The sequence below is a fragment of the Winogradskyella helgolandensis genome (assembly GCF_013404085.1).
Classification (GTDB): domain Bacteria; phylum Bacteroidota; class Bacteroidia; order Flavobacteriales; family Flavobacteriaceae; genus Winogradskyella; species Winogradskyella helgolandensis.
In genome coordinates, this window is sequence record NZ_JABFHO010000001.1 from 2,840,372 (window position 1) to 2,861,801 (window position 21,430).

The following is a 21,430-nucleotide window of genomic DNA, read 5'->3' on the forward strand; positions in this document are numbered from 1 at the left end:
TAAATTTTTTAGAAATAAAACATAGTGATTTTTTATCCACTTTATTTGAATTAAAACTGTTTTTTGTCTACAGTAATAAGGTCTGGGTTCCCTAATTACAAAAAATCTCATCTATAAAATATTGGCTTTAGTATAGTCAATTAACTCAAACATCTATTAGACTTTATATAAATAGGATATCGCTTCATCTTTGTAGTGTAAAATTAAAAACGCTCAAAAATGAAACGATTTTTTATCATAATAGCACTTCTGGTATTTCAGGTCAGTATATCGCAAGAAACAAATACTGAAACTTCAAAATTGTGGACTTTAGATGATTGTTTAGAATATGCTTTAGAAAACAACATCACCATAAAAGATGCTGCTTTAAATAATAAACAAGCCGAAGTAGATTACAGCAAAGCTAAGTCTTCTAGACTACCAAATCTTTATGGAACAGCTTCTGAAACGTTTTCTAACGGTAATTCTATTGATCCTATTACTAGTGATTATGTTACTGATCAAATTTATAGTACTAATGTCAGTCTTAATAGTTCTATGACCTTGTTTCAAGGGAATCAAATTAATAATCAAATCGCTCAAAATGAATTGTTATTAAACCAAAGTGTCTTCTTAGAGGAAGAAACTAAAAACAATATCATCATAAGTATTTTAGAGAATTATTTACAAATTCTATATGCTAAAGAAGGGATCACCATTGCTGAAAACAATTTAAGCGCCTCAGAAAAGGAGGTTGAAAGAGCTAAAGCAAGATTAGATGCAGGTACTATTGCATTGAGTGATTACACGGAAGCACAGAGTCAAGCTGCAACTAATAAGTATGCTATCATAACGGCTAAAAACACTTATCAACAATACATTATTGCCTTAAAGCAATTATTAGAATTAGATCCTACGCAAGATATTGAAATCGAAACATTAAGTACAGATATTGATTATGTCACTATTCAACTCGATAAAATGGCAATCTATAATAATGCCTTAGGTATTCTTCCAGAAATTAACGCGAGTAAAATTGGAGTAGAGGTTAGTGCAAAGGATTTAGAGATTGCGAAAGGAGCTTATCTACCAACCTTAACATTAGTAAGTAGTTTAGGTTCTGGTTATACAAGTGTAAATGATAATAATTTTTCGGATCAGTTTAATGTTAATTTCAATCAACGTTTAGGTCTGTCTTTAAATATTCCAATTTTTAATAGAAATCAGACTAAAGCAGCGGTTCAATCTGCACAAATTAATATAGAAAAAGCACAAATCTCACAACAACTTACGGAAAAGGAAGTGTATAAAAAAGTAGAGACAGCTTACCAAAATGCCGTATCAACACAAGAACAACTTATTGCGGCAGAAGCATCACAATCAGCAGCAGAACAATCATATAAACTCGCACAAAAGAAATATGAATTAGGTGGTTTAAGCACAACGGATTTAGTGATTAGTCAAAACACATACACTAACGCACAACAAAATTATTTACAAGCTAAATATTTGAGCATTTTATACCATCAATTATTACAATTTTATCAAGGAAACGCAATTACACTTTAATCAACAAATAGAAACATCATGAAAAATAAAAAAAACATAATCATCATCATCATAGTTGCGGCAGTATTAGCTGTTGTAGGCTACATTTTTCTAAATGGAGATGAAGCTATAGTAATAGAAGCAAAAACCATTACAGCCAAAAAAGCGAATGTCACCACAATGGTAACGGCTACTGGTACCATGGAGCCCATTACACAAGTAGAAGTTGGAACACAAGTTTCTGGTGTGGTAGAAAAAATATATGTGGATTACAATAGTGAAGTAAAAGAAGGACAACTTATTGCGGAGTTAGATAAAACAAATCTTAAAGCATCACTCACACAAATGCAAGCGGCTTATGACAATGCCGTAAGTCAAAGAAATTACCTGCAAACTATTTTTGATAGACAAAAGACGCTTTTTGAAAATCAGGTCATTAGTAGATCGGATTACGATGATGCCCTTTACAATTTACAAACAGCGAAAGGTACAGTAACACAACGATATTCAGACTTACAATCGGCCAGAACCAATTTAGAGTATGCTAATATCTATTCACCTATTGATGGAGTTGTTTTGTCTAGAGCTATTGATGAAGGCCAAACGGTTGCAGCGAGTTATAGTACCCCAACCTTATTTACCATCGCTCAAGATTTAAAAGAAATGCAAGTCGAAGCAGATGTTGATGAGGCGGATATAGGACAAGTTAAAGAAGGACAACGTGTAGAGTTTACTGTAGATGCTTACATCGGTGAAATATTTAACGGAGTTGTAACTCAGGTGCGTTTAGATCCAACAGTGACGTCAAACGTTGTAACCTATACCGTAGTTATCAAAGCTGAAAATGAAGATTTAAAATTAAAACCTGGTTTAACAGCAACCATTTCAATTTATACTTTAGAATTAAATGATGTGTTAACAGCAGAAGCCAAAGCCATCAACTTTAAGCCAGAAGCTGCCCTTATGGAAGCTTATAATACACAGCACAATCTGCCAAATAATACAGAAGATAGTAGCATTGACGAAACCTCACTTTGGGTGGTAAATAAAAATGGCGGCATTACACAAAAACCTGTAATTCTTGGAGCAAGTGATGGAGTAAACATACAAGTCCTAAGCGGTATTTCAGAAGGTGACAAATTAGTATACAGTTTAAAAGGTGTTGCTAAATCTGAGGCTAGTCCTTCAGGAACAAACGAAAGTCCATTTATGCCACAACGTCCAGGAGGAAACAAAAAGAAGTAAAAAGCCATGAGTAAAGAAATCATTAAAATAGAAGATTTAAAACGAGAGTTTACCATGGGCACCGAAACGGTTCATGCCCTTGGGGGAATTTCATTTACCATACATGAAGGTGAGTTTGTTACCATCATGGGTTCTAGTGGATCGGGAAAAAGTACGATGCTGAATATTCTAGGATGCTTAGATCAACCGACATCTGGACTGTATGAAATTGATGGAGTTAGTGTAAAAGATTTAAGTCGTAATCAGCTGGCAACCATAAGAAATGAAAAGATTGGGTTTATTTTTCAATCTTACAACTTATTAGCGAGAACATCAGCGATTGAGAACGTAGAATTACCCTTATTATATAATAGCAAAGTAACTTCTGAAGAGCGAAGGGAGCGAGCAATCAAAGCCTTAGAAATGGTTGGTTTAGGTGACAGATTGCATCACACACCTTCGCAACTTTCAGGAGGACAACAACAACGTGTGGCTATTGCAAGATCCTTAGTTAATAATCCGGTAATGATTCTTGCTGATGAAGCCACAGGAAACTTAGATACGCGAACCTCTTATGAGATTATGTCCTTGTTTCAAGAGCTAAACAAAAAAGGCATTACCATCACATTTGTAACTCACGAGCCAGATATTGCCACGTTTAGCAGTAGAACTATTGTGTTGAAGGATGGGAGTATAATGCAAGATTATAAAAACCATAAGGTACAGTCAGCAGTAGAAGAGCTAGCCAAATTACCTAAACAAGACGATTAATTATGGAATGCCATATTAAAACTTCAATATGAACTTATATGTAATTGTGGTATTCTATATGATCTTAAAATCAAAATAATTATAAACAGATGAGACTATTAAATTTATTTAAAATCGCAACAAAAGCTATCATTCTTAATAAGACAAGAACATTATTAACTATGTTAGGAATCATCATTGGTGTGGCATCTGTAATTGCTATGCTGGCTATAGGTGAAGGTTCAAAAGAAAGTATCAGAACCACTATTTCGGCAATGGGATCTAACATGATTACCATTAGACCTGGTGCTGATGATAGAGGTCCAGCTAGAGGAAGTGGAGGAAATGTTCAAACATTAACACTTCAAAATTACGAAGTGATTAAAGAACAAGCAGATTTACTAAGTTATATAACTCCTGTTGTCAATGGAAGTGGGCAAGTTATTAACGGTTCTAACAACTGGCCAAGTACTATTTATGGTGTAAATCCTGATTATTTAAAGATTAAAGTCGTGGATTTACAAAGCGGCAGTATGTTTACTAATGCTGAAGTACAATCGGCTTCAAAAGTTGTCGTTGTCGGGCAAACCGTTGTCGATAATGTGTTTACCGAAGGGCAAGATCCTGTAGGGCAAATGATTCGTTTTAATAATATTCCTTTTAAGGTGATTGGTGTTTTAGAGGAAAAGGGTGAAAACACCTTTGGACAAGATCAAGATGATGTGGTCATTGCTCCATATACTACAGTTCAAAAACGAATTTTAGCTATTGATTATTTAAATCAAGTAATGGCCTCTGCAATTAGTGAAGATGATGCACCAGAAGCTGTAGAGCAAGTCACTTCCATTTTACGTGCAGAACATAAATTAATGGACAGTGAAGATGATGATTTTACAGTGCGTTCCATGGAAGAGTTAATTTCTACTTTTAGTTCTACTAGTGAAATGTTAACCATTCTTTTAGTGGCAGTTGCAAGTATATCATTATTAATTGGTGGTATTGGTATTATGAATATTATGTATGTTTCTGTTAAGGAGCGTACAAAAGAAATCGGACTGCGTATGGCTGTCGGAGGAAAAGGTTCAGACATCTTAATGCAGTTCTTAATAGAAGCCATTTTAATTAGTATTACAGGTGGTGTTTTAGGGGTTGTTTTAGGCCTCGGAGCAACAGTTTTTATTGAAGAATTTTTGAATTGGCCCACCAGCGTAGCACTGTATTCTATTGTGATATCCTTTGCAGTATGTGCAGTCACGGGAATCTTTTTTGGATGGTACCCTGCAAGAAAGGCTTCGGCATTAGATCCTATAACAGCATTGCGTTACGAATAAAAAACTAGTTTAATTATTATATTTAATAAAATGAAAACTCTTATCAATAGAACGATGTTAAAAGCTGCATTTTTGCTATTTCTTTTGATTTCAATGGCATCATGCAATGACAAAAAAACGAATTCCACTAATGTTGCAGTTACAGAACGTAACTATACGCAAATAGCTACAGGACAAGTTGTAGCCTATGGAGAAGATGGTGAGATTTTAAATGATTTAAAACCTGGAGATTCTCTCTACGGACAAGATGCTAATTATTTAAAAGGGCATGAAATGTCTTTTCAAAAAAATGAAGACGGAACAATTTCAGATTTAAATTCAGGATTAATGTGGCAAGAAGTGCCTGCCACAGAAGGATTTGATTGGCAAGGAGCAAAAGATTATGTCGAAAATTTAGAATTAGGAGGCTATGATGATTGGAGAATGCCAACCTTAAAAGAATTATTTTCTATTAGCGATTTTAGCGAAGGTTGGCCGTACTTAGATACCGCTTATTTTTCGTTAGTTAATAATGAACATGTCGATAAGAGCGAACAATATTGGGCAGATAATCCATACGTTGGTCATACTGAAGAAGGTGGGTATATAGCTGCTTTTGGAGTCAATCATGCCACAGGGCATATTAAAGCTTATCCTGGAGAGGAGCCTGAAGATAGAGGAGACCGTAAAGGTCCACCTCCAAGAATTCAAAACCCACAAGGGCAACAAGGAGAGCAAAAAGATGACAATCGACCACCACCTCCAGGTAATGGAGAGCGCCCAACTGGAAATCCGATGTTAAAACATGTACGAGCTGTTCGTGGTGCTGTTTATGGAACCAATGATTTTGAAGATAATGGAAATGAAACCATCACAGACAAGGCTACAGGGTTAATGTGGTCTAAAAATGATAGTCAAAAAGGTCTCGATTGGAAAGCAGCCTTAATCTATGCCGAAGGTTCCGAATTGGCAGGCTATTCAGATTGGCGTTTACCGAATATCAAAGAATTACAGGGTATTGTGGATTATGATTTTGCACCTGGAGCAAAAGACACATCAAAAGATGGTCCTGCGATAGATCCAATATTTAAAACTTCAGAAATCACCAACGAGAATAATGAAATAGATTATCCCTATTTCTGGTCAAGTACTTCAGCCCGATTTCAAAAAGAAAAACCCTATTATTATGCGTGGTATGTGGCATTTGGACGTGCCGTAAACAATGAAGGTTTAGATTTTCATGGGGCAGGCGCAGTACGTTTTGATACCAAACACGAAAATGGACCTGCAAGTGAAGGAGGAGAACGTTATTATAATTATGTGCGCTTAGTCAGGAATATAGAGTGAGAAATGCTAATTGAATTTAGAATGAAATCAATAATTTTATTTGAAATTTTTCAATAAACCTTACTTTTGAAACTATTGCTGCCAAAAAATAACGATCACAGATTAAAATAACTTTGTAATAGCTTTTGCTACGATTAAATAAGACCTAATGTATAAAAACAATAAAATTACGGTATTCTCACACTTATTAGTATGGCTAGTATTGTTCAGTATGCCTTACGTATTATCTTATGGGCAATCGCAAGAAATAAATAGGATTGTAGCACATTTCTGGATTCCTATAGTGTTTTATGCTGTCATTTTCTATACCAATTACTTTGTACTAATAGATCGGTTTTTATTTACTAAAAAAATGTGGCAATTTGTAGTTGTTAATATCGCAATGATAGCCGTATTTATTACTTTAAAAGAACAAATAGAAAATAATTTCTTTGCAAGCTTATTAAAGAAACCTGTTAACGATGATGGTAATGGTCCTCCGTTTAAAATGTTTCTATATATCCAAATGCTATCGTATATGGCGCCTTTACTATTTTCTATAGCTATAAAAACGACCAAGCGTTGGATACAAACGGAGAGCGAACGAAAAGAAGCGGCTCATATTAAATTGAAGTCCGAGTTGCAACATTTACATTACCAGTTACAACCACATTTCTTTTTTAATTCGTTAAATAATATTTATGCCATGGTGGATATTTCACCAGATCAAGCCAAAACATCCATTCATAGTTTAAGTAAACTGATGCGTTATATGTTGTATGACACAAACGAGGAATTGGTTCTACTTTCAAAAGAAATAGATTTCATGACAAAGTATATCGACTTAATGAAATTACGCGTCTCTGGCAAAACTGTAGTTAATTATAGTTTTCCTTCGGAAGAAACAGGTATCAAAATCGCACCTTTACTTTTCATTTCATTAATTGAAAACGCATTTAAACATGGAGTGTCAGCAAGTAAACAAAGCTCCATTCAGATAAATATGACGGTGAATGAAAAAACTGTGGTGTTTACTATTGAAAATGATAATCTTCCAAAAAAGACTGACGATAAAAGTGGTTCTGGAATAGGACTTCACAATATTGAAAAACGTTTAGAATTATTATACCTTAATAAGAGTAGTTTTACAACCCAAGTTAAAGAGAATCGTTTTGTAGCTGTTTTAGAAATTGAAACCAACTAAGTTAACGATACAAAAAAAAATATTTATACGCATACCTGTTTTACTATGCAAAAAAATGAAAGCACTAATGAATAATTAAAATGAAGCACATCAAAACGTCGGTTATAATTTGCATTTTATTGTTTGTTAACATTAATCTTTTTGCCCATGAAGGCGGACATGGTGCAGTTTTAAAGGAATGGAAAATAACAACCAGCAATGACATAATACAAGCCGATTTTATTACATATGAAGATAACAATGTTTGGCTTAGAGATGCGGACCATACCGTTAAAAGCTATCCGATTTCAGATTTTTCTAATGAAGATCAACACTATATTAAAACTAAAAGCGAGTTCGTACGAGCGTTAAATAGTCATGTCATTATTGAAACTGATGCGCCATCAGTATCCTATTTTAATAGTGTACTTGTGGGTTTAGGAGGCTTTCTTTTGTTCTTTTCTGTTTTTAAACTGATAAAACGAAAAAAAGTAGTGTACCTATCTCATGGAGTGCTAGGCTTAGGAGTCATCGTAATGGTGTCGTGCAAAAACACTAATACGACTACAACAAGTACGGAGCAAGTACCGCAAAATAAGGTAGCTTTGATGCAAACGTTTTTCGATAAATTTGATGGAGTCACAACACATTCAGATGACAACTTTCTTTATGTGTCATCAAACGGCTTACCGGATCATGAGATGATGGTAGGTATCACAAACTGGCAACAACAAGTGCCTATTCAACAAAATTATACAGGAAATAATAGTTGGGCAATTCCTTTAAAACCAAAACTTGCAGAAAATCCATTATCTACAAAAACCAATTTACTTAAAGGCGCCATTGCTGTAGCGGTTAATGGTATTCCTATTTTTAATCCTTTAAACAATAGAGGTGAAGATGCTAATGCCATTGGTGAACTCGATAAATGGGGAGGACATTGTGGGCGTGCAGACGATTACCATTACCATTTACCACCATTACACTTACAAGATCAAGTGGGTGCAGGGAATCCGGTAGCTTATGCTGTGGATGGGTTTCCGGTATACGGAGAAACAACAGATGCCTTAGACGCATACTTTGGTAAAATGAATGTTGATGGTTCTTACCAATACCATACTATTAAAGACTATCCTTATTTTATTGCTGGTATGCGAGGCGAAGTTGTATTAGATCCTAAAACAGAAGCCCCAGAAAATCAAGTGTATCCGCAACCCAGAACACAAGAATTACGACCAGCATTACGACCTTTACGAGGTGCAGAAATTATGGATTTTAAAAACTTGGGAACCAATGCCTATGCATTAACATACCGTTTAGATTCAAAAGAATATATCATAAAATACCATTGGGATAGTAATTATAATTACACCTATGAATTTATAAACCCTGATGGCACAATAATAGTAGAAAACTATAAACCTAAACCATAATGAAACAGTCAAAACTTTTAGTACTCTTATTATTTATATGTTGTCTAGCTTGTAAAAACAGTAACAATACCGTTAAAACCATAACGCAAACATATAGTGGTACTGCTTCTATATCTCTAGGCCCTGCAAAAGTAATCACTGAAAATATTTTTGAATGCGATAGAGGTAGAAAAGCTCCAATAGGTGTATCTACAGCAACCGATGGTACTAACTGGACGGTTCCTGCTGAGGTAAATTTCACAGATGACCGTTTTCCTATGGCTTCAGATTTATTTAATCCATGTACTAAAGTAGAATATGCATCCGCAGATGAAGCTTTAGCCGCTTTAGATGGTACAGATATTATAGAAGTTGATGCGGATGGAGACGTCATTACGGCTTATGTATTTGCCGATAATTATTTTGAAATATACATCAACGGAGTACCAGTAGGTAAAGATAATGTGCCTTTTACGCCGTTTAATTCTAATATTGTGCGCTTCAAGGTGAATACACCGTTTACCATTGCTATGAAGTTAGTCGATTGGGAAGAAAATAGCGGTTTAGGGTCTGAAGCCAATAGAGGACAAGCCTTTCATCCTGGAGATGGTGGTATGGTAGCGGTTTTTAAAGATGCTAAAGACCATATAGTTGCTACAACAAATTCCGATTGGAAAGCTCAGACATTTTATACAGCACCTTTAAAAGATGTATCCTGTGCAGCAGAAGAAGGGACTTTAAGATTAAGCAATAATTGTAGTGTTGAAGATTCTAATGATGGAACCTCATATTATGCTTTGCATTGGAAAACACCTACGAATTGGCAATCAGCAGACTTTAATGATATGGACTGGCCTAATGCTACAGAGTATACAAATAAAACGATTGGTGTGGATAATAAACCAGCATACACTAACTTTATCGATGTTTTTGATAATAGTACCGCAGATGCAAAATTTATATGGTCAACTAATGTTATCCTGGATAATGAAGTTATTGTTCGATATACGGTACAATAAATAGCGTAGTAAAACCATTTAATTATTTTAAACTAGAGACAACTAAATTATGAGCAATCTTAAAATTACATGTGTTATTGTAGACGATGAGCCTATGGCGCTCAATTTAGTAGAAAGTTATGCGGAAAAAACACCCTTTTTAGACCTAAAGAAAAAATGTAGTAGTGCGCTTGAGGCTATGGAGTTTATAAAATCAAACCCAGTAGACTTATTATTTTTAGATATTCAGATGCCAGATTTAACAGGTATAGAGTTTTCAAAAATGTTGCCCAAAGAAACACGTGTTATTTTTACAACAGCTTTTGATCATTATGCCTTAGAAGGTTTTAAGGTCGAGGCGATAGACTACTTGCTAAAACCATTTGATTATGCCGAATTCCTAGCCGCTGCGAATAAAGCCAATACGTGGTTTGAATTGGTAAGAGGAAAACGTCAAAGCGTATTATCTGAAGAAAAAGAGTTTTTGTTTGTGAAGTCTGAGTACAAGCAATTACGTATTAAACTAGCCGATGTCTTGTATTTTGAAGGTCTTAAGGATTACATTAAAATATGGTTAAAGGACAATCCAAAACCTATTTTGACACTAATGAGTCTAAAATCATTAGAAGAAGAGCTTCCTGAAACGCAATTTATGCGTGTCCATCGATCGTTTATTGTGTCGCTAAATAATATTGATGTTATTGAGCGTAGTCAAATAATTATTAATAACCAACGTGTCACTGTATCAGAACAATACAAGTCAAAATTCTTGGAGTTTATCAATAATAACTCTTTGTAGGTGTTGTGATTTTCTTTCGTCTAGACATTTCCTTGATTTAGAGATGAAAAGGCCTTGTTCGTCTATTTTACTTTACTACACAGTTAAACAGAGCTACATTTGTGCAGCTTAAAAAATTAAAACACATATTATGAAAAAAATAGTTCTGTCATTAGCCGTAGTAATTACTATGTTTAGTTGTGGTAGCGTAAAAGACGTTAATACTTCAACAGTATCTCAAGCAGCAACTTTATTAAGCTCATTGAGCTCTAATTCAACTGTTCAACAAATTACTAGTCTTTTTAGTCTATTAGACACTAATAATGATGAGGCTATTAGCTCTACAGAAGCGATTGGTTCTGTTGCTGATAATTTTAATGTGCTAGATACGGATAGCAATTCAAGCTTAAATCTTACTGAATTAACAGGATTATTGAGTTTACTAAAATAATTACCCCTAGATTAATAGCTGAAAGAGGTGTACTATTTATAGTATGCCTTTTTTTTATCTTGAATTTTAAAAATGGTTAATACTTAAAGAGTAATATCTATAAAATGATCCTGTTGGTAGATACAATAAATGGAATCGTCTATTTACTTTTTATATCAGTATTAATACAGATACCTTTAAACTATCAATGTTAAATGAAGTCTTAGTATTGATCGAAAAAGTTTAATCACTAAAATTTTAAAATTATGAAAGTATTTATAAAAGCATTTGTTTTGCCGTCTTTATTTATCATGGCAGTTGCATCTCAAGGTTCTGCACAAACAAAAAGAACTAATGCAACAAAGAAAGTTGAAACGACAAGAACGGTTTCTACAACAACTAGAACTTCAACAAACAATAATAGAATATCTAGTAAAAAAGTAGTTTACAAAAAACCGACAAAAAAAGTAGTCTCTGTTAGAACAGTTCCTAATAGAACGGTTATTACTCATAAAGGACAGAATTACTATTACGGAAATAATAAGTTTTATACACAGTCTCGAGGACGTTATATTGTAATTGCACCAAAAGTAGGATTTAGAATAAAATCACTACCAACAAATTATAAACGCGTACGTTTTAATACACATAATTATTATAATGTTAGCGGTACGTTTTATCTATACATTAATAATGAATATGAAGTTGTGGATCCAGAAATCGGAACGGTCGTGTATGAATTGCCAGATGATTATGAAAAAGTAACTATAGATGGACAAACATACTATGAGTATGCCAATATATTATATGAAAAAGTACAAGTAGATGGTACAAGAGCTTATGAAGTGGTTGGTATCATTGATGTTGAATAATCATAATACGAGAGTTAAATTAGATTGATTGGTTGATTGTTGAAAAGAGGGTAGTTCTAGAGCTATCCTCTTTTTATTTTTTATAATTTTAAACGAAATTCGATAATTTTATTAAAATTTTTAGCGAAAGTTTAGTGTGCGTTCAAGATCCTTTTGGAATAGTTTTCGAGATCTACACGCACAGTTACGAGTTAACCTATTCTTCTGGTGCTTACGCTAAATAATATATACGGTTTGTAGTATTGCATCCTGAGACTTTGGCTTGGGATATTTTTTGTTTAACGATTGATTTTTAGAGGTGTACGTAAGTTTGCGTATATAAAGGTGTTATATTTTGTGTATCTTTAACTTATTATTAATCAACTATATATAACTATGAAATCAAAATTAACAATCACATTGTTTATTATTCTTGGAATTGTAATTACAGGATGTAAAGAACTAGAGGTTAAAGAAACCAAAGTTGAAATCGAAAAAGTAGAAATTGATTTAATTAACGACGAGTTTCCTGAAGCAGAAAAAGAAATTAAGGAAACTTGGGAGGGTATCGTTCAAAGTCTAAAAGATGGTGATATGGATAAGCTAATTGATTTTCATGCTTACAGTCCAAAGTTTACTGAGTTTAAGAATGGTGAGCCTCGTAATGGTAGTAAAGAAAATGAAGACTTTGAACGCACTACGTTTAGTGCTGTCACGGAAGTGGTGAAATTTGATGCTAATGATATGCATATCGCAGTGTATGGGGATGTTGCTAATGTGACCATGCATACTGATTTTCAGCTTATGTTCGGAGAAAAATTGGTAGTTGTTAATGATCAATTATCTCTATTGTTTGTGAAGACGACTAATGGATGGAAAATTGTAGGAGAACATCATTCGCCTTTGATTTTGAAATAGCATTGACATTTATTACTAATAAACCTCTCTGTTAAATAGAAATCCTGAGTTTTTGGCTTGGGATTTATTTTGTTAAATATAAATGATACTACGGACTCATTTATATGACAGAACAACTAACTTTGTACCTTACTTGTAGCAACGATTTAAACCAAGTAATTTAATTATAAAAACTATGGATCAATCAGAATTTTTAGAAAAACATATATTTATCGATTTAAAAAATGAGAATGATGGATTTGACGACGAATCTATTCACTATTTTTCGGAATCCGATTTTGCTATCGTTTTAAAAAGAGCAGAACATTTTGGACTTAGTATCTATAAAATTGAACCTTCTTTAGACGGTAAAGCCTTCGAGATTGCCAATCATGATGCTTTTAAAAAGAAAGCCACAGATCCAAAATGGTACACCAAAGCATTTTCAGATTTTAAGAAACGCCAAGAAGGATTAGTGTATGCTGCGACTTATAAAGTGTCTAAAAAGCTTTTAGATCGCGAATAAGAATCTACCGATATTATTGTTTTAAATGTATGACGTATCAAGATGTATTTATAGAATTTTGGGAACAGGTAAAAGCAAGTATTGATGAAGGTACTTTTGCTAAATTAACTATGGCTAAAACCATTGGGAAACCTGAGCTAAAGAATATTTTTCTAAGGCCCATCTATGCTAAAGATGATTTTAGAGTAATGCTAAAATACAGTTTCAGACCAAGAGAGGTTGAAGATATAGAGGAGGAGATGAGCTTAGAATCTGCATTACCTATTATTAATCAACATTTAAAAACGTCATTTCTATCTGTGTTACTTTTTACGACGACAAAAGATGTCACGTTTAAAGTGAATAAAAAAGGAGTCGGTAGTATTGTAGAAGGATCTCCAACGTTTAAAAATATAATACAAGGTTAGGGGACTAGCCTTATCATTTCTAATTTTTAACCTTGGTTAGGTTTTGTTATTTTTACTGCACACAAAACTATTGACAAAGTGCAGATGATAGCATTTAATAAAACCATTGCTTACACTAAAACATGGAAACACACCTTGTGGATCGCTTTATTAGTTGGTGCAATTCTCCCATTATTACTTATTACTTTAGAGCCTTTTGATACCAGTAATAGTTTTTCTTATAAACACTTAAGGTTAGCAGGTTATGCGATTTGTATTGTACTGCCTATTCTCGTAGTTCACCCATTTGAAAATTATGTATATAAGCGGCAAGTGAATCGTTGGTTTGTGCTAAGTGAATTCCTTTATATACTCGTTACACTATTCTTAATATTTGTATGTTGTTTTTTCTATCACTTTTATGTGGTTAGTGGAGCTTCTACTTTAAACACATCTTATATCTGGGGTTTTATTGGAACGTTCGGATTGCCGTTTACACCAATCATTGTGCCTTTGTGGTTGTATCTGCGTTCAAAGTATGGCGTAATTGAAGTGCCACTTCAAGATAAAAAGAATGTCATAGTAGAAAAAAGCATAACGATTCAAGGCGAAAGTAAATCTGAAACCCTCACTATTTTAGAGTCGGATTTTATCTATGCGCAATCCCAGCAAAATTATGTTGAAGTCTTTTATCTCACAAAAGATGGGGTGCAACAAAAAATGTTTAGAAGTACACTTTCTAACATTATAAAACAATTACCAAATGCATGGCAAGTTCACCGTTCGTATTTAGTGAATTTAGATTATTTAACGGCTGTAGAAGGAAATGCTAGAAAGCGTTTCATGAAAATTTCTCATATCGAAGATAGCATTCCAATTTCCCAGAAGTACTATGCGGCCTTGTTTAAGCGGCTTTCAAATTCGTCCCAAGACCTTCAAGATTAGCCCTGAAGTTTCATTTTCGACACAAAAACCTCAGGTTCATCACACTCTTTTTTTTTAGTGGTTTTTATGCGTTCTATTTGTAGGGAACATTAAAAACAACACCAATGAAAAATTTCAAAATCTTAAGCTTTACAATTTTAATCGTAGTATTAACGAGCTGTTCTTCGCACAAATATGTTAACTATTTAAAAGACCATACCGAAGTTGTAGAAATGGCAGACACGCTTCAATTTAATTCCTTAGATGATGACTTTTATAATAATAAACTCTTTTTTGTAGGAGAGGTTCACGAAGTAGCATCATCACCACGAATTGATTATGCCATGTTCACGCAACTTAACGAGAAAGTAAACATAGACATTTACTTAGCGGAGATGGATATTGCTCAAGGTTATTATCTTCAGAAGTATTTAGAAGGATCCGATGAACATGAATTAAAAGATATCCTTAAAGAATGGGTAGTTTATATCGGAAGCATCTCTGAGCAATACCGAAACAAATGGGTGAAAATGCGAGCGTACTATACTACACTTCCAGAAGCTTCTAAATTTCAGCTTGTGGCTATCGATAAAATTTCAGATTTCAATCTTTTAAGACAATTACTAAAAGAGAAATTACCAGTAGCATATCAATCAACAATTCCAACAGATGATGATGAATTAATATCTTGGTCAGAACAGGAGTTAATTCCCATCATAGCGTCAGAAGAATCAAAGCTAACATCAGAGGATGCTAACCTTCTTAAGAACATTCAGTTTAATTTAGCGAACCATAAGAGAATAAGGTCTAGAGATCAATTCATGTATCAGAATTTCAAAAGATATTACACACAAAACCATTGGAAAGATGAAAATATTTATGGTGGTTTTGGATTTGCACACACTTTACAAGCCTATGATTATATGTTAGCAGGGAAAATAAAAAAGGATACTACGATGCCATATCATAATAAAATGGTAAGCATGAATGCCTTATATGTAGATTCTAAATTAACAGTAGATAGCAGAGCATTGCCAAAATTCATGCAAGATAAAGGTCAGGATTTTACACGATTTAAGTATTCGCAAGATAATCGATTGTTCATGTATATTCAAGGTATAGCGGATTATAAACGAGTAACGGAACCAAATTCTATAAGCTTATTAAAATTAGACGCTAAAGATTCACCGTACTTAAATTCTACCCGAGGAACGAAGGTTAAGAAGCTCATTATTATTTGGGACGGATATGATATTTTAGAGGGTACAGCAACCACAGATTATGCGCAATATGTATTTTTTGTAAGAAATGCAGATTGGATTACGCCTGATGGAAATATATAAATTTGAATATAATTAATGTAAAATCATAAGCATAGCTAGCATAAAAAAAGTTAGATTTTGTTTGACAATATGTAGGTCTTTGAGTAATCACCACATTAGAATTGATTATGGTGATGAGATTTCTCTGACCTCAGAATGACTACCGCATGTAGGTTTTATGATGCTTCTAAATTTTTAACCCTGAGTCTTAGACTTGGGGTTTTTAATTGCGTTCTTATGCTTAATGTATGGGTAAACAATGTTTTGATTCTGTTTAAATTATAATTTAGTAAGTTTTATAAAGAAACAAATTAAATATATATTGCAGGATGAAGTAAGTTTACTAAAATGTCTGTCTCTTTTATGAATTCTATGTTTAGGGTATCTGTATTAATTCTTTTAATGTGTATGTATTCCCTTGGTTTTACTCAAGATATTCATATAAAATCGAAGTCAGAACACATTCAGATTCTTAAAGATTCATCTTTTACAAATCAGATTACGATTCATTTTCCATATAGCGATGAACCACGGTTGTATCCAATTTTCTACGATACAGAGTTAGAAAAAGTTTCAGATATTCAGCTTTTTGAAATCAAAGGAAGGCGCTTAAAAAAAATAACTTTAAAAAAGATTAAAGAAGAGCAAGTTAATTTAGATTATATAACGAGTCAAAAGGTGAAATCTGTTTTTATTCCAGCAGAAACAGAAGTACAGTTAATTTATAAGGTATCCTGCAGGGAACTTATGTATTTTTCTAGTTTGCCGTTGTTTTCATATAATCAGATTGACACCTTAAATTATGAGATAGATGTTCCTAATGAGTTTGTGCTAAGCCATAATACTATTCATAAAGACCTAATAACATCTCATTCTATAGATTCTATTCATTCTGAGCATGGTTATCAATGGAAAGTCAAGGTGTCACCTATGAAAGTGGAGCCAGACCCTTTGCAGTTTTTTGGGATTTATAAAAATATGAAAGTACCATTAATGCGGGTTTTAGTTATGCCAAAATCATACGAAAACCAGTCTACTAAATATATGAACGATTGGTATTTTAAAAATGTTCTACCACAAAAAGGTTTAAATACAGCGGTGAGACAAAAATTAGATGAATTAACCTATAATGTTTCAGATTCGTTAGAAGTGGTTAGTATCATTTACGATTACGTGAGGACTAATTTTAAATATGTAGCTATAGAAATAGGGATGGGAGCATTTATTCCGACGCATAGCAATACTGTTTTTTCTAACAAAGAAGGTGATTGTAAGGATCTTTCAAACTTTTTATCAGAAGCATTACGTTATAAAGGTATTCATTGCGATTTGGCTTTGGCTGCAACTTTTGATCATATTAGTGATTGTGACTTTCCTTCGCTAAGCTCTGCTAATCATGTGATTTGTGTAGCGTATATTAATGATGAAAAACTATTGTTAGATCCCACAGACCCTATTCATGTGCAAGGTACACCAGTACAAAGCTTGCAAGATCGTACCATTTTAATTGTGAATGCAGAGGGTGGTGATTTTTATAAAGTTGAGCGTTTTAAACCAGAAGAGAACAAAATTAAGTACCAGTTAAATTTGAAAATTAATCCTACTAATGATTTAATTGAAGGGACAGTTCAAATAGATTATACAGGTGTTTCAGGAAATTATTTAAGACGTATTCAAGATTATGAAGATCAAAAGGATTTTGCTACATTTAGTAATACGTTTTTTGAAGAGATTTTAGGAAATCAAAAACTATCTAATTTGGTTATCTCAGATGTGCCAAAGGAATTAGATTTTAAAAGTGATATTTCTATTAATGGAAAAACGTTTAGCGATGGCATGAATAGGTATTTGTTTATTGATTTTCTGCCAAGACTTATAGATTCAGAAAGTAGAGAAACATTAATAGAGGGAACGTATTTAAATAATACCTTTAATAAAATTGTCACTGCAAAAATAAAATTAAACGAGGCTATAGACTTATTTGAACCTATAGCGTATAATTACGAGGAAGAAGGGATGTTATTGCGACTTACTATTAGTGCTATTTCTAATCTAGAAATTGAGTGTTATTACGATTTTAGCCTTAATCATATTTTTGTGGAAGAGGAAAATGTCGATCCAATTAATAAAATATTGAATTCATTTAAAACAATAATTAATGAACCGATTGTTCTTAAGAAACTTAAAGATTAGTGTAATTTTTATAAGTTTAAGTCTTCTTTTTATGAGTCTTAAACCTTTAGAATTTAAAACAGAAGATCCATTTACGGAGCTTTGTAAAAACTCAGATGCTTATTATTTACATTCTTACAAAGATGTTACTTATGGAAAAAACTGGATGAGATACAAAATGTATGTCTCTGTCAATAACAAATTAGTTGTTAATACTACAAAAGGAGTAGAAGATTATGCTTTTTTAAATTTAGATGAATATGTTAGTAATCATTTAAAGTCCATTAAAATTAGAACTTTAAAGGCAGATGGTTCTGTTGTGGAGTTAGATTCTAGTTTGGTCTTTAAACGAAGTTCTAAAAAAGAAAGATTTGGTGATATAAGCTATCCTGTGCCTGCAGTAGAACCTGGAGATACTATAGAGACTTCGTATGTGTATTATAAAAATCTGAAAGAGTCAGAGTTGTTAAATTATGTAAATTTATATTCAGACTTGCCGAGTATGAATTCGCAATACTCAGTAAAAACGGCTCGAGATATGACGGTACGTTATAAAGTGTATAACGATTTCCCAAAGCCCAAAATAGTTGTAAATGACTCAATGGTGTATTTACAATTTTCAAAAGATAAAATTGAAGGTATTGTAGTTAATGATTTGTACTGTTTGCCATGTGAAAAGCCATACTTTTATTACGCATTAGAAAACAAAGACAGTGAACTAAAAACTTGGAAAGATGTCTATAATATAGAGTTTAATTTTCTAACGCAACCAATGGCCTTAGATTCTGATAGGTCATCGTATTATAAAAGATGGAAACGTAGAGTGCTTGGAACTGCTCAAGATAGTTCTAAATACTATAAGTTTAATTTATTGCATAATGAAGTATTAAATAACTTTACGATGCAACCGACTAATGAAGATGAGTTTATAAAATCTAATGGTTACTTTTTAAAGGAACAAAGATTCGATCCCTTTAGTATTAGACGTTTTTACAGACAGTTATTAGAAGATTTAGAAATTGACTATTGGGCTGTGTTCGGAAGAGAAAAACGTTTGGGACCAATAGATAAGCACTTAATTAGAAAGGGAGAATTCGCACATATATTTTTTGCCTTCGAAAATGAAAATGGTCATTTAAAATTTTTGTATCCACATGAAGATTTTTATATGTATCAAATTAATGAAATTCCAACTGAACTATATAGCACAGAGGCCGTGTTAGTTAAGCCATACTATAATGGTAAGAAGAAAAGAAAGGACAAGTTTATTGATAGAGATTTAGAACTAGCAGAAGTTGATTCTGTGTCTGTAAGTGTTATAGATTTACCAGAAATGAATTCAAATCACAACACAATCAATCAAACAATTTATGGTACTGTGGATATTGAGCAGAAAACGACCTCTTTTAAATACCGATTTAGAGTTTCGGGAGGGCCATCTACTGAGTTAAGATCCTTTTTTAGTATGCTTGATCAAAATGAAGAAATAAGTGATTTTTATGATTCTTTAACCGAGTTTGAAGGAGAGGATAATACCATACAGATCGATACAGTCTTTAGTAGAACATTAAATAGAGATAAGCCGTTTGCTTATACAATTAATGGAGAAGGTACATTGAATAATGTGGTGACTTTTATTAATGATAGTTTAGTGAGTCTTTCTATTGATAAATTAATCAATCACAAAACGTTAGAAAGTAGTTCTAAAACTTCTGATTTAAGTTATTTTTTAGATTTTAGTTATTCTGATATCTTAATATTTAACTTAAAATTCCCATGCGCAATTGAAGTATTGGGTATAGAGGATAGTAATATTAATTATAATGCTGATATTGGGGAATATACATTTAAGCTAAAAAAGAATCAGGATAACCAACTTAAGGTGGATTCCTATTACAATATCTTTAAGAGTACAATTCCTAGCGAAAAATTTGAAGACTTGAAATTATTAAATGAACAGGTGAAAAACGCAAAAAATAAAAGATTAATTATTAAATTAAAAACGACTTAATTGTGTCTTGTTTAATAAGTAGCCTGCTGTTTGTTAAACAGCGTTATAACTAAGTTTCTATTTATTGTAATTAGGATATAGAATTATTGTCTATTCTACGGGGAGTTTTACATTGGCCTTATGGAAGATACATCCAACATATTTGTTTTTTTTATAAGAATTGAACCGAAAAACTAAGTCTTAATCATTTCAAAAAAATATAATCTAACTATTCCACTAATTAACTACATTTGCAATCGCAAAATTTGCGATTAAAAATTAACAAGTTTCCCACATTTGTGGGAACGAAAAACAAGTTTTTCGATGAAAGCTGGAATTGTAGGATTACCAAACGTAGGAAAGTCAACCTTATTTAACTGTTTATCTAATGCCAAAGCGCAAAGTGCTAACTTTCCGTTTTGTACTATAGAACCTAATATCGGTGTGGTAAATGTACCAGATCCAAGATTAGAGAAATTAGAAGAATTGGTTAATCCAGAACGTGTACTACCAGCAACTGTAGAGATTGTTGATATTGCAGGTTTAGTAAAAGGAGCTTCTAAAGGTGAAGGTTTAGGAAATCAGTTTTTAGCTAACATTAGAGAAACCGATGCTATTTTACATGTATTACGTTGTTTTGACGATCCTAATATTATTCATGTTGATGGTTCTGTAGATCCTATTAGAGATAAGGAAACTATTGATATGGAATTACAGTTAAAAGATTTAGATACTGTAGATAAGAAATTAGATAAAGTTAAGCGTGCTGCAAAAACTGGTAATAAGGAAGCGCAGAAAGAAGAAGCAGTGCTTTTAAAAATAAAAGCAGGCTTAGAAGCAGGTGTTTCTGTTAGAGCTTTAGAATTTTCTGAAGAAGATTACGAAGATTTCGTTGTTCCGTCTCAGTTTATTACAGATAAGCCGGTAATGTATGTTTGTAACGTGGACGAAAGCGCAGCAAATACAGGAAACGCTTATGTAGATAAAGTTAAAGAAGCGGTTAAAGATGAAAATGCTGAGGTCTTAGTATTGGCTGTAGGTACAGAAGCAGATATTAATGAATTAGACGATTACGAAGAGCGCCAAATGTTCTTAGCAGATATAGGATTAGAAGAACCTGGTTCTGCAAAATTAATTAGATCAGCTTACAAGCTGTTAAAGCAACAGACCTATTTTACGGCTGGTGTTAAAGAAGTAAGAGCTTGGACTGTAAATATTGGTGCAACCGGACCACAAGCAGCTGGTGTAATTCATACCGATTTTGAAAAAGGATTTATTAGAGCAGAAGTTATTGCTTATAATGATTTTGTAGAATACGGAAGTGAAGCTAAAGTAAAGGAAGCAGGAAAAATGAAAGTAGAAGGAAAGAATTATATTGTTAAAGATGGAGATGTAATGCATTTCTTGTTTAATGTGTAACTTGC

The 21,430-nt window shown here is 33.0% G+C and carries 19 protein-coding genes and 1 pseudogene; all 20 read left to right on the forward strand.

What is annotated here, in order from left to right; all coding sequences use genetic code 11:
- Positions 1–219 precede the first annotated feature (219 nt).
- The 20 genes and pseudogenes from HM992_RS11965 to ychF all read left to right on the forward strand — a co-directional run bounded on the left by HM992_RS11965 (position 220) and on the right by ychF (position 21,425).
- Positions 220–1,548 carry a TolC family protein gene (locus tag HM992_RS11965; RefSeq protein ID WP_179319829.1) on the forward strand — a complete coding sequence of 443 codons (1,329 nt, stop codon included), beginning with the start codon at positions 220–222 and terminating at the stop codon, positions 1,546–1,548.
- A gap of 18 nt (positions 1,549–1,566) precedes the next feature.
- A complete protein-coding gene (locus HM992_RS11970) occupies positions 1,567–2,772 on the forward strand; it encodes an efflux RND transporter periplasmic adaptor subunit (RefSeq protein ID WP_179319830.1) in 1,206 nt (401 codons plus the stop codon).
- A gap of 6 nt (positions 2,773–2,778) precedes the next feature.
- A complete protein-coding gene (locus HM992_RS11975) occupies positions 2,779–3,522 on the forward strand; it encodes an ABC transporter ATP-binding protein (protein ID WP_179319831.1) in 744 nt (247 codons plus the stop codon).
- An 89-nt stretch (positions 3,523–3,611) separates the two neighbouring features.
- Positions 3,612–4,832 carry an ABC transporter permease gene (locus tag HM992_RS11980; protein WP_179319832.1) on the forward strand — a complete coding sequence of 407 codons (1,221 nt, stop codon included), beginning with the start codon at positions 3,612–3,614 and terminating at the stop codon, positions 4,830–4,832.
- Positions 4,833–4,862: 30 nt separating this feature from the next.
- Complete coding sequence (locus HM992_RS11985) at positions 4,863–6,158, forward strand: Lcl C-terminal domain-containing protein (protein WP_179319833.1); 1,296 nt, start codon at positions 4,863–4,865, stop codon at positions 6,156–6,158.
- 148 nt (positions 6,159–6,306) lie between these two features.
- Positions 6,307–7,341 carry a sensor histidine kinase gene (locus HM992_RS11990; protein WP_178985219.1) on the forward strand — a complete coding sequence of 345 codons (1,035 nt, stop codon included), beginning with the start codon at positions 6,307–6,309 and terminating at the stop codon, positions 7,339–7,341.
- A gap of 80 nt (positions 7,342–7,421) precedes the next feature.
- A complete protein-coding gene (locus HM992_RS11995; protein WP_179319834.1) occupies positions 7,422–8,753 on the forward strand; it encodes a YHYH protein in 1,332 nt (443 codons plus the stop codon).
- The gene (locus tag HM992_RS12000) at positions 8,753–9,751 is read left to right on the forward strand and encodes a hypothetical protein (RefSeq protein ID WP_179319835.1); all 999 of its coding nucleotides are present in this window, start codon (positions 8,753–8,755) and stop codon (positions 9,749–9,751) included. Before HM992_RS11995 ends, HM992_RS12000 begins: the two co-directional genes overlap by 1 nt.
- 49 nt (positions 9,752–9,800) lie before the next feature.
- A complete protein-coding gene (locus tag HM992_RS12005; RefSeq protein ID WP_179319836.1) occupies positions 9,801–10,529 on the forward strand; it encodes a LytR/AlgR family response regulator transcription factor in 729 nt (242 codons plus the stop codon).
- Between the two features lie 130 nt (positions 10,530–10,659).
- Positions 10,660–10,959, forward strand: coding sequence for a hypothetical protein (locus HM992_RS12010; protein WP_178985223.1), 300 nt, complete (start codon positions 10,660–10,662; stop codon positions 10,957–10,959).
- A gap of 245 nt (positions 10,960–11,204) precedes the next feature.
- Positions 11,205–11,810 carry a DUF6515 family protein gene (locus HM992_RS12015; protein WP_178985224.1) on the forward strand — a complete coding sequence of 202 codons (606 nt, stop codon included), beginning with the start codon at positions 11,205–11,207 and terminating at the stop codon, positions 11,808–11,810.
- 140 nt (positions 11,811–11,950) lie between these two features.
- Positions 11,951–12,034: pseudogene (locus tag HM992_RS19850) on the forward strand (glyoxalase); the annotation flags it as partial.
- A gap of 151 nt (positions 12,035–12,185) precedes the next feature.
- Positions 12,186–12,707 carry a YybH family protein gene (locus HM992_RS12020; protein ID WP_179319837.1) on the forward strand — a complete coding sequence of 174 codons (522 nt, stop codon included), beginning with the start codon at positions 12,186–12,188 and terminating at the stop codon, positions 12,705–12,707.
- A 175-nt stretch (positions 12,708–12,882) separates the two neighbouring features.
- The gene (locus HM992_RS12025) at positions 12,883–13,212 is read left to right on the forward strand and encodes a hypothetical protein (RefSeq protein ID WP_179319838.1); all 330 of its coding nucleotides are present in this window, start codon (positions 12,883–12,885) and stop codon (positions 13,210–13,212) included.
- Positions 13,213–13,241: 29 nt separating this feature from the next.
- On the forward strand, positions 13,242–13,619 hold the full coding sequence (locus HM992_RS12030) for a hypothetical protein (protein ID WP_179319839.1): 378 nt from the start codon (positions 13,242–13,244) through the stop codon (positions 13,617–13,619).
- A gap of 84 nt (positions 13,620–13,703) precedes the next feature.
- On the forward strand, positions 13,704–14,543 hold the full coding sequence (locus HM992_RS12035) for a LytTR family DNA-binding domain-containing protein (protein WP_179319840.1): 840 nt from the start codon (positions 13,704–13,706) through the stop codon (positions 14,541–14,543).
- A 104-nt stretch (positions 14,544–14,647) separates the two neighbouring features.
- Positions 14,648–15,865, forward strand: coding sequence for a hypothetical protein (locus HM992_RS12040; RefSeq protein WP_179319841.1), 1,218 nt, complete (start codon positions 14,648–14,650; stop codon positions 15,863–15,865).
- Between the two features lie 342 nt (positions 15,866–16,207).
- Complete coding sequence (locus tag HM992_RS12045; protein WP_179319842.1) at positions 16,208–18,037, forward strand: transglutaminase-like domain-containing protein; 1,830 nt, start codon at positions 16,208–16,210, stop codon at positions 18,035–18,037.
- Between the two features lie 31 nt (positions 18,038–18,068).
- Complete coding sequence (locus HM992_RS12050) at positions 18,069–20,027, forward strand: DUF3857 domain-containing protein (protein WP_229720489.1); 1,959 nt, start codon at positions 18,069–18,071, stop codon at positions 20,025–20,027.
- 303 nt (positions 20,028–20,330) lie between these two features.
- A complete protein-coding gene (gene ychF / locus HM992_RS12055; protein WP_178985231.1) occupies positions 20,331–21,425 on the forward strand; it encodes a redox-regulated ATPase YchF in 1,095 nt (364 codons plus the stop codon).
- The last annotated feature ends 5 nt before the right edge of the window (positions 21,426–21,430 follow it).

Bases quoted from the DNA above. Each gene is read 5' to 3' on its own strand.
- HM992_RS12035 (WP_179319840.1), top strand. From the start codon at position 13,704: ATGATAGCATTTAATAAAACCATTGCTTACACTAAAACATGGAAACAC.
- HM992_RS11970 (WP_179319830.1), top strand. From the start codon at position 1,567: ATGAAAAATAAAAAAAACATAATCATCATCATCATAGTTGCGGCAGTA.
- HM992_RS11980 (WP_179319832.1), top strand. From the start codon at position 3,612: ATGAGACTATTAAATTTATTTAAAATCGCAACAAAAGCTATCATTCTT.
- ychF (WP_178985231.1), top strand. From the start codon at position 20,331: ATGAAAGCTGGAATTGTAGGATTACCAAACGTAGGAAAGTCAACCTTA.
- HM992_RS11985 (WP_179319833.1), top strand. From the start codon at position 4,863: ATGAAAACTCTTATCAATAGAACGATGTTAAAAGCTGCATTTTTGCTA.
- HM992_RS12050 (WP_229720489.1), top strand. From the start codon at position 18,069: ATGAGTCTTAAACCTTTAGAATTTAAAACAGAAGATCCATTTACGGAG.
- HM992_RS12005 (WP_179319836.1), top strand. From the start codon at position 9,801: ATGAGCAATCTTAAAATTACATGTGTTATTGTAGACGATGAGCCTATG.
- HM992_RS12000 (WP_179319835.1), top strand. From the start codon at position 8,753: ATGAAACAGTCAAAACTTTTAGTACTCTTATTATTTATATGTTGTCTA.
- HM992_RS12030 (WP_179319839.1), top strand. From the start codon at position 13,242: ATGACGTATCAAGATGTATTTATAGAATTTTGGGAACAGGTAAAAGCA.
- HM992_RS11965 (WP_179319829.1), top strand. From the start codon at position 220: ATGAAACGATTTTTTATCATAATAGCACTTCTGGTATTTCAGGTCAGT.
- HM992_RS11975 (WP_179319831.1), top strand. From the start codon at position 2,779: ATGAGTAAAGAAATCATTAAAATAGAAGATTTAAAACGAGAGTTTACC.
- HM992_RS12010 (WP_178985223.1), top strand. From the start codon at position 10,660: ATGAAAAAAATAGTTCTGTCATTAGCCGTAGTAATTACTATGTTTAGT.
- HM992_RS12040 (WP_179319841.1), top strand. From the start codon at position 14,648: ATGAAAAATTTCAAAATCTTAAGCTTTACAATTTTAATCGTAGTATTA.
- HM992_RS12020 (WP_179319837.1), top strand. From the start codon at position 12,186: ATGAAATCAAAATTAACAATCACATTGTTTATTATTCTTGGAATTGTA.
- HM992_RS11995 (WP_179319834.1), top strand. From the start codon at position 7,422: ATGAAGCACATCAAAACGTCGGTTATAATTTGCATTTTATTGTTTGTT.
- HM992_RS12015 (WP_178985224.1), top strand. From the start codon at position 11,205: ATGAAAGTATTTATAAAAGCATTTGTTTTGCCGTCTTTATTTATCATG.
- HM992_RS12045 (WP_179319842.1), top strand. From the start codon at position 16,208: ATGAATTCTATGTTTAGGGTATCTGTATTAATTCTTTTAATGTGTATG.
- HM992_RS12025 (WP_179319838.1), top strand. From the start codon at position 12,883: ATGGATCAATCAGAATTTTTAGAAAAACATATATTTATCGATTTAAAA.
- HM992_RS11990 (WP_178985219.1), top strand. From the start codon at position 6,307: ATGTATAAAAACAATAAAATTACGGTATTCTCACACTTATTAGTATGG.